Source organism: Actinacidiphila oryziradicis, from assembly GCF_005047355.1.
GTDB lineage: Bacteria > Actinomycetota > Actinomycetes > Streptomycetales > Streptomycetaceae > Actinacidiphila > Actinacidiphila oryziradicis.
Map to the genome: position 1 here is coordinate 22290 of NZ_SUMC01000077.1, position 12035 is coordinate 34324.

Annotated in this window: 9 protein-coding genes and 1 pseudogene; 6 read left to right on the forward strand and 4 right to left on the reverse strand. The window is 69.3% G+C overall.

What is annotated here, in order from left to right; genetic code table 11:
* Nucleotides 1-135 precede the first annotated feature (135 nt).
* From FCI23_RS41465 to FCI23_RS41480, 4 genes and pseudogenes are all read left to right on the forward strand, one after another.
* On the forward strand, nucleotides 136-1101 hold the full coding sequence (locus tag FCI23_RS41465; protein WP_211265684.1) for a formylglycine-generating enzyme family protein: 966 nt from the start codon (nucleotides 136-138) through the stop codon (nucleotides 1099-1101).
* A gap of 280 nt (nucleotides 1102-1381) precedes the next feature.
* A pseudogene (locus FCI23_RS41470) lies at nucleotides 1382-2395 on the forward strand (family 43 glycosylhydrolase).
* 54 nt (nucleotides 2396-2449) lie between these two features.
* On the forward strand, nucleotides 2450-2770 hold the full coding sequence (locus tag FCI23_RS41475; RefSeq protein ID WP_136729258.1) for a sulfatase-like hydrolase/transferase: 321 nt from the start codon (nucleotides 2450-2452) through the stop codon (nucleotides 2768-2770).
* 739 nt (nucleotides 2771-3509) lie between these two features.
* Entirely contained in the window at nucleotides 3510-5585 is a 2076-nt protein-coding gene (locus FCI23_RS41480) for a HelD family protein (RefSeq protein ID WP_407646105.1), read from the forward strand.
* Nucleotides 5586-5692: 107 nt separating this feature from the next.
* On the opposite strand, the gene FCI23_RS41485 is transcribed toward FCI23_RS41480, so the two are convergent.
* The 3 genes from FCI23_RS41485 to FCI23_RS41495 are packed head-to-tail and all read right to left on the reverse strand — an operon-like array spanning nucleotide 5693 to nucleotide 9520.
* Nucleotides 5693-6844 (reverse strand): Tn3 family transposase, encoded by a 1152-nt coding sequence (locus FCI23_RS41485; RefSeq protein WP_136729259.1) that lies wholly within the window; start codon nucleotides 6842-6844, stop codon nucleotides 5693-5695.
* A gap of 13 nt (nucleotides 6845-6857) precedes the next feature.
* Nucleotides 6858-8786, reverse strand: coding sequence for a HEAT repeat domain-containing protein (locus tag FCI23_RS41490; RefSeq protein ID WP_169317176.1), 1929 nt, complete (start codon nucleotides 8784-8786; stop codon nucleotides 6858-6860).
* Nucleotides 8787-8806: 20 nt separating this feature from the next.
* The gene (locus tag FCI23_RS41495; protein ID WP_246144572.1) at nucleotides 8807-9520 is read right to left on the reverse strand and encodes a DUF7019 family protein; all 714 of its coding nucleotides are present in this window, start codon (nucleotides 9518-9520) and stop codon (nucleotides 8807-8809) included.
* A 508-nt stretch (nucleotides 9521-10028) separates the two neighbouring features.
* Here FCI23_RS41495 and ku point away from each other — a divergent pair.
* On the forward strand, nucleotides 10029-10757 hold the full coding sequence (gene ku, locus FCI23_RS41500) for a non-homologous end joining protein Ku (RefSeq protein WP_169317177.1): 729 nt from the start codon (nucleotides 10029-10031) through the stop codon (nucleotides 10755-10757).
* A 219-nt stretch (nucleotides 10758-10976) separates the two neighbouring features.
* On the opposite strand, the gene FCI23_RS41505 is transcribed toward ku, so the two are convergent.
* Nucleotides 10977-11621 (reverse strand): hypothetical protein, encoded by a 645-nt coding sequence (locus tag FCI23_RS41505; RefSeq protein ID WP_136729262.1) that lies wholly within the window; start codon nucleotides 11619-11621, stop codon nucleotides 10977-10979.
* Nucleotides 11622-11874: 253 nt separating this feature from the next.
* On the opposite strand from FCI23_RS41505, the gene FCI23_RS64155 reads away from it, so the two are divergent.
* The coding region (locus FCI23_RS64155) for a helix-turn-helix domain-containing protein (protein ID WP_407646106.1) at nucleotides 11875-12035 on the forward strand (161 nt) is incomplete at its 3' end.

Below are 12035 nucleotides of genomic sequence, written 5' to 3' on the forward strand. Positions count from 1 at the left end.
CGGCGGCATGGTGCGGACCTCTGATCGTCGGACCGGCGGGGTCCGGCCGCGGCGGCTCGCACGGCCGTACGCCGGTGGCCCGTGGACCGGCCACCGGCCACCGGCCGTCGGTACCCGATTCGAGGAGATCGACTCATGACACGCGAACACAGCTCCTGCTGCACTCCGGGGACCGACGCGCCGTTGGCCATCGCCTCACCAGCCGCGGCGAGGCCGAACCCTGTCGCCTCCTGCCACTCGACCCGCGGGCAGGTCCTGCTGGCCGGCGGCGAGTTCGCCATGGGCGACGCCTTCGACGAGGGCTACCCGGCCGACGGCGAGACGCCTGTCCACCCGGTACGCCTCGCGCCCTTCCACATCGACGAGACCGCCGTCACCAACGCCCAGTTCGCCACCTTCGTCAAGGCGACCGGCTACGTGACGGACGCAGAGCGGTACGGCTCCTCGGCGGTCTTCCATCTCGTGATCGCTGCCCCCTCCACCGACGTCCTGGGCCCCGCAGCCGGGACTCCGTGGTGGATCAACGTCCGGGGGGCCCGCTGGCGCCGTCCCGAGGGCGCTCGCTCCGATATCGCCGGGCGGCAGAACCACCCTGTCGTCCACATCTCCTGGAACGACGCCGCGGCCTACGCGGCCTGGGCTGGCAAGCGCCTCCCCACCGAGGCCGAGTGGGAGTACGCCGCACGAGGCGGCCTGGCCGGCCGACGCTACGCCTGGGGTGACGAGCTCACCCCGGGCGGCCGGTGGCGCTGCAACATCTGGCAGGGGGACTTCCCGCACCACAACACCGGCGAGGACGGCTATCTGACCACCGCACCGGTCAAGGCCTATCGCCCCAACGGCCACGGCCTGTGGAACACCGCCGGCAACGTGTGGGAATGGTGCACCGACTGGTTCTCCCCCTCCTACTACGCCAAGTCGCCGCCGGCGAATCCGCAGGGTCCGCGCACGGGAGAAACGCGGGTCCTGCGGGGCGGTTCCTACCTGTGCCACGACTCCTACTGCAACCGCTACCGGGTCGCCGCACGTTCCTCCAACACACCGGAGTCCTCGTCCGGAAATCTCGGTTTCCGCTGCGCCAACGACGCCGTCGCCGCGTAGCCGCAGACCGCCACCGCCACCGCCGACCGCCGTTCACGGCAGCAGCCCGCAGCCGCCGTGATGAATTCCGCTGCCCGTCGGCGAAAGACCGATCAGCAGGATATCGGCCCGGATTAATTCTCCGAGCCGTTGACGAATATCGGGGCGGCTTCTCATGCTGGTCCCAGCGCCATTCAGGGACGCCGTGCCGCCACTGCTCGATGCGGATACACGGAAATCGCAGATTCGAGCTGCCGCGCACCGATTACGGCATCCCGGACGACAAAGGAGAGTGCGACGCATGAGCACCGGTCACCAGAACGGGTTCCCCATCGGGCGGCGGACGCTGCTGGCCGGTGCGGTCGGCCTCGCCGGTGCGGCCGGCTCGCTGGGCGCGGCGGCGCGGGCCGCGGCCGCGACTCCCCCGGCTACCGCCACCGCGACGGCTGCCGCGGCCAGTGGGCGCTAGCCGGCGAACTGGCCAGACCTCCAGCCGTACGGTCTCGCGGACACCCGCACGGACCTGTGGCCGAGGGACGACAACTCCCTGATCCTGCCGCTCGAACTGCGCCCGGGCGACGAGGAGCTCGGCCGGGTCTGGATCCGCGACTTCTACGTCAACTGCTTCAGGGTCGCGGGCCGTCGCCCGCTCTACGTCGCCACCGGCACCACCCGTGTGCCCGGCCTCGACGCGGCCGGCCCCTGGAACGACGAGATCTTCGTCTGGACGGCCAGCTCCCTGCGGGGGCACTGGCATCTTGCCGACACCACCGGCATCCGGCCCGGCGCCGAGAAGGGCAAGGTGTGGTCGCCGGAGTTCGCCGACGAGAACCGGCCCGGGCGCACGGTCGTCGCCCCGTGGCAGATCGTCGTGACGACGAACCTCCCGGAGTTCCAGCAGCAGCCCTACACCCCCGAGCCCTACCTGGAGGGCGTGTACCTCTTCAAGCACGGAGGCAAGTACTTCCTGCTGCAGGCCGCGTGGGACCGCACCTCGACGGCCGCCGACGGCAGCACCCGGTACGCCTACGACACGGCCGCTCCCGGCCGGGCGCAGTACCGCTACGACACCGTCCCGGCCGTCGCCGACCGCCTCGAAGGCCCGTACTCCCAGCGCTGGACCCTGGGCGTGGACGCCGGCCACACCAACGTCTTCTCGGACGTCGGCGGCCGGCGGTGGGCGACGTTCTTCCGCAACCCGAACTTCGGCTACTGGGCCGACCCGTCACGCATCGCCGACTCCGCGGTGCCCGGCGTCGTCCAGCTGGAGTGGACCGGCCCGCGGGGCAACCGCGTCTACCTCCAGCGTGGTTGAGCCGCCACCCGGCATCCCTGCTCCGATCGCGTTGTCCTACTGGAAGGGGACACTGTGACCTGCCCGACCGCCCCGAACATCATCTTCTGCATGTCCGACCAGGTCCGCGCCGACTTCACCAAAGGCATGGGCTTCGCCCTCAACACGATGCCCTTTCTCGACTCGCTCGCCGCTCAGGGAACCCGCTTCCGCCGCGCCTACACCACCGCCCCGGCCTGCGTCCCGGCGCGCACCAGCCTGCTGACCGGCAGATGGCCCAGCACCCACCGCATACGGCAGAACTCCAACGCCGGCACGACGCTGGTGTCGCGCGGCGACGACCTGGTCGACGTGCTGCGCGGCGCCGGCTACTGGTCGGTCGACACCCGCTTGTAGACCAGGTTGGCCATGCCGCTCCCCGTTGTGGTGGTCGCATTCGACCCTAGCTGTCAGCAAACCCTGTCATCAGCCGTCATCGGATGTGATTGGATCGGCGCCGCCGCCGGGCCCCGGAAAGCCCGGGTTCATTGGACGCCCGCCGCGCCTGTCGTCATTCGTTCCTTTGACGACATCAAAGACGCGGAGGCCGAAGATCGGCGGATCCAGGTTGGGCGGGGCCGGGTCGGATGGTCCGGGCACGGACGGGCCTGCCGCCGGGCGTCGCGGCGGCGAACGGGGTGAGAGTTCACCGATCCGTTCTCTGGGTCGGCCGCGACCGACGGCGGCGTGGTGCTGCGGTCCTGAGATGGGGCCGTCGGCACGGGTCGGGCAGTGGTGGACCGGTCGAGGGCTTAACCCATTCTGTGGTCGCCTCCTCGGTCGGGTCGCCAGACGAAGCGACCAGATGCCCCCTGGCAGTGAGCTCGATGGCGCCGGTCGCCTCGCCGGATCTTCCCCCTTTTCCCGAGCGCGGCAAAACATCGCCGGCATCCAAGGGCGGGCTCGCCGTAAGGCAGGCGGGCATCGGGAGCGCAATTAGCGATATACGGAACGGCGGAATGCATGATACGCCATACGGTCAGCCGTCATGGATTCAGTCGTAGGGTCATGGCTTACCAAGTAAGTCAAGACTTATCTTTAGGGAACTTTGGCCGTATGGTGTGGCTCGAATCGAAGGAGCCCCCTGTTGTCGAAAATGAATGATCCCGCTGTGCGTGCGGTTGAATCGGAGCGGAATTATGTGTCCTCCTTATATGAGTTGCTCACCGAGCGGCTTTCCGAGGCGCGAGTACACCGAGCGAGTGTGCTGAAGGCCCCGGCGGAAAGCGCCGGTGAGGCATACGAGAGAGAAATCGCCGCCGAGCGTCTGGCCAAGGAAATCGGCCGGCTGGAGGGCGCCGAAAAGGGGCTGGTCTTCGGGCGCATCGACTGGACGGATGGCACGGCCCTGCGCATCGGGCGGATCGGACTGCATACGGAGGAGGATGACCTGCCTCTGCTCGTGGACTGGCGCGCGAACGCGGCGCGGCCCTTCTACGAGGCGACACCGGTCCACCCGATGGACCTGCGGCGGCGCCGGCACCTGCGCCTCGAGGAGCGCACGGTCATCTCGGTGAGCGACGAACTGCTGGACGGGACCACCCCGACCGACGAGGACGTCGTGGGGGACGGCCCGTTGACCGAGGCTCTGTCGGCACGGCGTACGGGCAGGATGCACGCGGCCGTCGCGACGCTGCAGGCCGAGCAGGACGAGATCGTCCGCTCCGCCCACCGCGGGGTGACCGTGGTGCAGGGCGGGCCCGGCACCGGCAAGACGGTGGTCGCCCTGCACCGGGCGGCCTATGTCCTGTACGCGTTCCCGCGCGCCGCGGAGGAGGGTGTCCTGGTGGTGGGCCCGAACGCCCGGTTCCTCGACTACATCTCCCAGGTCCTTCCCTCGCTCGGAGAGAACGACGTCGTTCTGGCGACCTGCCGGGAACTGGCCGGAGTGTCCACGGACACGGTGGACCCGTTCGATACGGCGCGTCTCAAGGGCAGCTCCGACCTCGCCGACGCCTTGGCCGGCCTGCTGCGCGTCCACCAAGCTCCCGCCGGTGACTTCACCGTGCGGGTCGGACAGGAACTGGTTCACCTCTCCGGCGAGGAAGTCGCCGCGGCACGCGACGCCGCCGTGGCAGCCGCACCGGGGCACAACCCCGCGCGCCAGGTGTTCAGGGAGCTCTTGGTCGACGCCGTCACCGACGCGATGCAACGAGACATGGGCGACCTCCTGGAGCAGATCGACGCCGATGCCGCCAGGATGACGGGCATGGACCTCGACCGGTTCACGGGAGCCGCCCAGCGCCGTGCCGAAGGTGCGGCCGACTCGGGTCCGGTCCACGAGCTGGACCTGGACGCCATCCGAGCCGATCTCCTCGACGACGACGCCGGCGTCGACCGAGCGGTCGAGGTGTTGTGGCCGCGGCTGGTACCCGGTGACCTCGTGAAGGCGCTCCTGACGAACGCCGGCGCTCTCGCCGAGCGCCTGCCCCGCCTGACCGCGCAGGAGCGGTCCCTTCTGCTGCGCGGTCCGGACGACCCGTGGACCGATGCCGATGTGCCGTTGCTGGACGAGGCGGCGAGCCTGGTCGACGGCCCCCCCGAGCGGACGTACGGGCACGTCGTCGTCGACGAGGCGCAGGAACTGACCGCCATGCAGTGGCGGATGATCGTCCGCCGCTGCCCGGCAAGGGCGATGACGCTGGTGGGTGACTTCGCCCAGGCAGGCCCGGTCGCGACAGCACGCGACTGGAAGGAAGCACTGAGCCCCCACGTCGGACCGCGGTTCAAACTGCACAACCTGACCGTCAGCTACCGCACCACGCAGGAGATCCTGGAGAGCGTCCGGGACCTGCTCACGCGGATCGCTCCGGACCAGAAGCCCACACGGTCACTGCGAAGCGGTGAGAGCCCTCGCACCGTGACCACACCTCCGGACGGGTTGGTCACCGCCGTCGTTCAGGAACTCCGCGCCCAGAGCACCGCGCACCCGGGCGAGCTTCTGGGAGTGATCTGCGCGGACACCAGGGTGAGCGAGCTGACGGCCCAAGGCATCGCTCACCACGCACGCATCGTGCCGGCGTCCGAAGCACGCGGCCTGGAATTCGACGGGGTCGTCGTCATGAACCCCGAGGAAATCAGCACGGCCCGCCCCGGTGGGGAAAGGGACTTGTACGTAGCCCTGACCCGGGCCACCAAGCGCCTCTGCACAATCACCGTCCAGCCCGCCTGACGACTCGGCGCCCGCGTCGTCGCCGCGGGCGCACCCGGCGCGGTACAGACACCGGCCCGCGCGCACCGGGCTGCACGCCGCCTCACCGCTCGTGGCCGCACCCGGCATCACGCGGCCTGGTCCAAGCCGACGACGTTCAGATCCCCTTCGCGCAGCGGGGTGAAGTCGACGTCGAGCTTCGGGTCGTACGCGTCGGGTTCGATGCCGAGTTCGTGCGTGCTGTACTCGCCGAACCGTTTGATGTGCTCGGTCAGGTACGGCGAGATATGGGCCAGGTCCTCAGGATCGATCTCCCATCCCTCTTCCAGCAGCTGGCGGACGATCTCGGAGATGTCCAGGGCATTGTGGAAGATCACCGCATTCGTGAGCAGAGAGTTGAACTTCATCGCCTTCTCCTGCTCGACGGGGTCGTTGTCGGCGAGTACGCCCTGGTTGCCGAAGCCGACCCACTGGGAGAACCGGTTGAACGACTCGACCTTGTTCGTCGCGGCCGTCACCCGCCGGCGCAGCGGCGCGTCCGCCAGATACCGCAGCAGCTGCACCGTGCGGATCACGCGGCCGACCTCGCGGAAGGCGACGTACGTGGCGTTCTTGTGCGAGCCGGACCGCAGCCTCTTCAGCAGCGTCGCCGAGGAGATGGCGCCCTCGCGCACGGAGACGGCCACCCGCATCAGGTGCCGGAACTGGGACTCGATCAGGTCGAAGTCGATGGAGTTCTTACCCGCCTCGCCGAACAGGGCGTCGATGTGCACGTACTCGGTGGTCTTGCTGGGCCGGTAGAAGGTCAGGCCCTTCCAGTTCCTGATCCTGGGCATGAGGTCGAAGCCCAGCAGGTGTGCCAGGGTGAAGACAGGCAGTGACTGGCCCTGGGTGTCCGCATGCACGGTGGTGGGCTTGACCTCGGAGGCGTTCTTGAGCAGGCCCTCGATGATGCAGACGGCCTCCCATACCCCGCACGGGATGAAGTGTGTGAACAGCGCGATGTAGGTGTCCGAGATGTGGTGGTAGGCGATGCCGCCCGGCTTGGAAGCGCGCGGGTTCGCAGATTCTCGGACGGCTCTGCAGCGGAACCTGCGCAGCCAATGGCCGCATTGTGGTGGGTTGGAGGTGGGTTCGACTCGGGTTCCGCTATGAACCGTCGAATGCGTTCGCCGACTGTCGTCTCTTTGGACCCCAGGGCGTCGTCGAGGTCGTTGGCGTACGCCTGACGCTGGGCGGCGGCCCGGTGGAGACGCCGGAGTCCCATGGCCGATGTCCACGGTGCGGTCGGTCTCAGACGGGCGGGCGTTGCTCGGTGCGAGCGAGGGTCGTCAGGGCCTGTCGCACCTCTTTCCGGTAAAAAGCGGTGTTCGCATAGTAGGCGACCACGGCGTCGGTGGCCTGCTCGCTGCCGATGCGAGCGAGGCCGCGCAAAGCCGCTGGGTGGCCCTCGTCGTGGTGGCAGTCGGTCAGGAGTCGAGAAAGAGCTGCGACGGCCTGTGGTATGTGGCGCTCGGCGATCGCCTGGGCGGCCGGTACTCGGAGTCTTCGTGGGCCGGCAGAGGTCGCGAGTAGTTCCAGGGCAGGGATGGGGGCGGGGCCGGGGCAGGCGGCCAGTGCCGCGATCAGATCGCGGAGCAGCTCTGGGGCCGGGGAAGCATGGGCTATCTCCGTCGGCGTCGGCAGACGGGGGTTCGACGACTCGATGCGGCTCGCCAGCGGCACCATGTGGTCCGCCAGCGCACGCAGCACCGGTACGGCCCCGATACCTATCCGGCCTAGGGCATGCAGCGCGGCCCGTGCGACATCGCTGCTCTCATCTGTCCTGGCCGCCTCGCCCAGCTTGTCCGCCACCACGCGCGTGGGATACGCGCCGAGTGCTTCCGCCGCGCGGACGCGTACGGCCTCGGTAGGATCTCGGAGCTCCGCCAGCAGAACAGGCAGGGACTCGGGTACGGCGATCAGGCCCAGGGCGCGGAGGGCACGGGCACGGAGGCGGCCCGGCTCGGACACGTCCTGGGCCAGGGCGGTCAGCGGGCCGGTCGCGGGGCGGTGGCGCAACTCTCCAAGGGCGTCGACGGTGGCGGTGCGCAGTGGGAGAGGAACCGCCGGGGACAAGGCAGGGAGGAACAGCGGGGCGGCCGGCGCATGGCCGATGAGGCCCAGCGCCACGGTGGCGCCCCGGCGTTGGGCACTATCGGCGCCATCATCCAGCAACGCGAGCAGCCGCTCGATCGGCGGTGTCGCGAGCTCGGCGAGCACCGAGGCGACGGCCTCGGTGGCACGCTCGTCGGCCAGTGCCGTCAAGAGCGCGGCGACCGCCTCCTCACCGCCGAGCGCACCGAGTGCTTTGGCTGCCGCCCTGCGCACGGCGGGCTGCGGTGCCCGGGCGAGCAGCTTGGCCAGGGCCGCAACCTCTGCTGAGCCGAAGAGATCGGGCCTGTCCCGGATCACGGCGCACACCGGGATGCGGGCGGGCTCGGGGTTGTACGGGCGGTGGGCGAGCAAGCAGGAGTGGAGCCGACTGCGGCCCTCGGGAGTTCGGGCCAGCAGCCCGGCAGCCAGCCTGGCCGTCACCGGGTCCGGATCACGCAGGGCGGGCTGCAGCATCGGCTCGGCCGGAGCGGGCCATGACACGCCCTCCGGCAACTTGGTCAGAGCCTCAAGTGCCGCTGTACGTAATGAAGGTGACGAGCCATAGGCTGCGAGGTAGAGCAACGCCGGCACCGTGTGTGGATCGCGCAAAGCGCCGAGCACCCGTACCGCCTCCACGCCCCGCCATGGCAGCAGCCTCCAAAGGGCGATCAGCAGGGCCGGGGTCGTCTCAGGGGTGCGGAGCCGCGCCAGCGCCTGAAGGACGACACTGCGCGGGCTCCGCTGGGCCAGTTCGGCGAGCAGGACACGAACGGCCTCGGGGCCGCCGATGGCGCCCAGCGCCCGCAGGACCGTCCCCTCCTGGCCCGGGTTCTCCAGCTCCCCCCTCTCCAGCAGTCCGATGAGCAGCGGAACCGCGCGGCGCTCCTGCAAGCGCCCCAACGCGTCGACGGCGGCCAGCCACAGCCAGTGCCGGTCGGTTGCCTTCTTCGTCACGCAGCGCAGCAGTACGTCCGAGGCCCGCCGGTCCCCGATGTCGGCGAGCATCTCCATGGCGCGCCGGGCAGTGTCGGGGTCGCCGGACCGTACCGTCCGGCACAGCCCCTCGACATCGCCGCGCAGTCGCATGCGGGCTACACCCTCGTGTCTCATCGGCGGCCCCCGGCTCCGTCGTCCTCGTCCTCCGCCATCGCCACGTACAGCGGCGTGCCGATCACGACATCCCATTCCTGGCCGTTCTCGTCGGTGGCGGTGCCGCGCAGCAGACGTCGGGCCAGGAACTCGCAGTAGGTGGTGGGTCCCGTCAAGTGGGCGGAGAAGTCCAGGACTTGGCGCAGGGCTTCTTGGTCGTCAGCGGGGTAGGCGCGTCCGCTGACCGCGGTGGGTTCCCGGCGCGGCCAGTCCTCCGGTGTCTCCCTCAGCAGCCGGAACAGCGACGGCAGCATGGAGTGGCCCACCGGGATGCCCTCGGCCGGGAGCCGCTGGCCCACCAGGTGGTGGGCCGAGCCGATCAGCGCCACAACCGTATGGCCTTCCTGGCCCGTCATGAACACCGGGCCCGTTGCACTGCCGTATCCCGCGATCCGCAGCCCCAGGTCGCCGCGGAACCAGGACGTGGGCTCCGTCATCCAGCCGATGTCGTACTCGCGTTCCAGGTACCGCTCGACGACGTCCAGCCGCCCATATGTGCCCAGTTCGGCGCGCGCCGCCTTCTGCACGGCGACGCTCACCACCTTCAGGTCTACTTTTGCCTCGGTGGCCAGCCGGGAGAGCAGCTTCTGCGGAATCTGCTCAAACAGCATGTCCAGCTTCGCCTCGGAAACATAGAGGTAGTAGCGCACGCCGGTGACCCCCTGAGACATCGTGAGCACCATAGGCTATGCAGATCTCGGCTTACCAAGCGAACCGGCGAGTCTGCGTGATAAACGGACTGAACGAAGAATTCTCCGTCTGCCGTGACTGATCGTGTCCCCGACCTGCTATCGCCAGAGGGTGGACCGGCGTTCGGGGTGAGCGGTGTAGATGTACTTCATCGCGGTCTCGGCGGCGATCCCGAAGACGCGCATGAGATGGACCGGGTCGGCGGTGTGGCGGGCTTCGTCGAGGATGCGGTCCTGGCGGAGCTTGGACGGGCTCAGGCCCAGGGCACCCGGTCAGACTACGGGCGGAGCGCGGGCGCGATGTCCCGAATCTCAGCATCGGCCAGTACGCGAGGGCGGGCGGCTCGTCCGGCTCGCTCGTCTTCAATACGTTGCGCCATGGCCACCACCTCGGGGACGTTGAGGGCGCGGGCGCGGATGTCCCAGTCGGCGAGGGGGCAGGGCGGCGCGGACGGAGCGGATGGTCGGCTCGGGCCGTGCGAAATGGCCGATGTCTGGCCTGGTCACCATCCCCGTCAAGCTCTACGCCGCAGCCGAGGACGCCCGGACCCCGCTGCACGAGGTCCACACCCGCGGGTCGCGCATCCGCCACCGACGGGTGTGTGAGCGGGAGCAGCGGGAGGTGCCGCAGGAGGAGATCCGCCGCGGCTGGGAGGCCCCCGACGGCCGGGTCGTGGTCCTGGACGCCGGGGATCTCGAGCACCTGCCGCTGCCGTCGAAGCGTACCGCGGAGGTCCTCGGTTTCGTGGACGATGGCAACGTTGACCCGCTGCTGTACGACCGCCCGTACTGGGCCGGCCCCCACGGACCAGCCGCCCAGCGGCCCTACGCGCTCCTCGTCGAGGCCCTGGCCCGGCACGGCACCATCGCCGTCTGCAAGGTCGCCATCCGCACCCGGGAGCGGCTGGCGATCCTCCGGCCGCGGCACGGCATCCTCGTGCTCCACACCCTGCGCTGGCCGGAAGAGATCCGCGACCCCGGCGACCTGACGTCGTCGGCGCCGGTCACCGATCGGGAGCTGCAGCTCGCCGAGGTACTCATGGACGCATTGGCCGGCGTGGACATCGGCGGCCTGCGGGACGAGTACGCGGCGGCGCTGGAGCAGCTCATCGTGGCCAAGGTGTCGGGCCGGGAGCTGGAGGCGGGCCCGGAGCCGGAGCCCGCGGTGGACCTCATGGCCGCGTTGGAGCGGAGCATCCGCGACGCGCGGCGGGAGTGAGCGCCTGCGGATCAGTGGCAGCGGCGGTTGGACTCGACCGCAGACGGAACCGCGATCCGGGGACGCGTGCTCCGCCGGTGGAGCTGTTGAGGCCAGTGGTAGGTGGGTTCTGACTCCACCCGGCGGCGCCGAGAAAGCGTGTAAGTGAGTTTCGACTCCGCTGGAGGGCCGGCGGCGGGACGGTGGCGGCACACAGCCCCGGCCGCCGACCGTGCCCCCTTACGGGGCCGTCTGTGGGACGTCGTCGACGCCCCAGTAGTGAGCACAAACGGTGAAGCCGAAGTCGCCGGCTGCCTTCAGGTAGGCGGCGTTGGCCTGCCGGTACAGGCCGACGTCGAGCGCGTAGCCGTCACGGTCGCCTGCCTTTGCCCGGCCGATTGCGCCCTGGAGGAAGGAGTTGGCAGCGAAGTAGTACGACTTGATCGACGCTGACGCGCCGATGTCCTCCGGGGCCATGCTTGTCGGGGCGGAGTAGGTGAGCCAAACGAGGCCCATCTGCTGGCGGGCGTTCAGGACGTCCAGATCATCGGCGGCGACCCGGGCGAATCCGGTGCCCTTGTTCTTCTTCGGAACCTGTCCAACGTAACGCTTGCAAGAGGTCTCAAGCGATTTGACGAAGCTGTCCTTGGTCAACTGGGCGGGATCCGGGGGCGGTCCGGCGATACGGTTGCGCAGATCGGACCAGGTACCGATCCCGAAGAAGAACGCCGCAAGCGTCAGATACACGGTGAACGTGCTCCACTGCTGGAACCAGCTCTTCTCCGCCTTGCGCTGGTCGTCCACGTAGGCGGCTATGCGGTCGATCTTCTCCCGGTCAGGCTCACGCGCGCTGGTGGCTCCGGACCCGTGGTCGGCGGATGTCATGAATCATGAATATCGGCTCCGCGGTCATACGGGAACTCCGTTGCCCGCGAAGGCTCCGACGCGCAGCTCAACGCGCTACAGAGCGCGGAGAAGGGTCTTCAACTGTTGGGGGTTTCGCTTAGGGACCCTTTTGGATGCTGCGTAGCAGAGTGCGTGTGGATCTGTGGGTAATTCCGCCCCGCTTCCTGCGATGGTGTGATGTTTATGCCGGTTTAGGGTGGTGGGTGCCGCCGAGGCCGTAGGTTCTCTCGTCATGGAACTTCTTCGGTTGGCGGTGGCTGCGCGGCGGGTGGGTGTGCACCCTGGCACGCTGCGGTTGTGGGCGAACGAGGGCAGGGTTCCGGTGGTGTGGGTGGGGCGTGAACGGCGCTTCTCCAGCGAGGCGTTGGATGTCCTGACCGGCTGCCCGGATGT

Bases quoted from the DNA above. Each gene is read 5' to 3' on its own strand.
- FCI23_RS41465 (WP_211265684.1), top strand. From the start codon at position 136: ATGACACGCGAACACAGCTCCTGCTGCACTCCGGGGACCGACGCGCCG.
- FCI23_RS41480 (WP_407646105.1), top strand. From the start codon at position 3,510: ATGAATGATCCCGCTGTGCGTGCGGTTGAATCGGAGCGGAATTATGTG.
- FCI23_RS41490 (WP_169317176.1), bottom strand. From the start codon at position 8,786: ATGCGACTGCGCGGCGATGTCGAGGGGCTGTGCCGGACGGTACGGTCC.
- FCI23_RS41495 (WP_246144572.1), bottom strand. From the start codon at position 9,520: ATGTCTCAGGGGGTCACCGGCGTGCGCTACTACCTCTATGTTTCCGAG.
- ku (WP_169317177.1), top strand. From the start codon at position 10,029: ATGTCTGGCCTGGTCACCATCCCCGTCAAGCTCTACGCCGCAGCCGAG.
- FCI23_RS41505 (WP_136729262.1), bottom strand. From the start codon at position 11,621: ATGACATCCGCCGACCACGGGTCCGGAGCCACCAGCGCGCGTGAGCCT.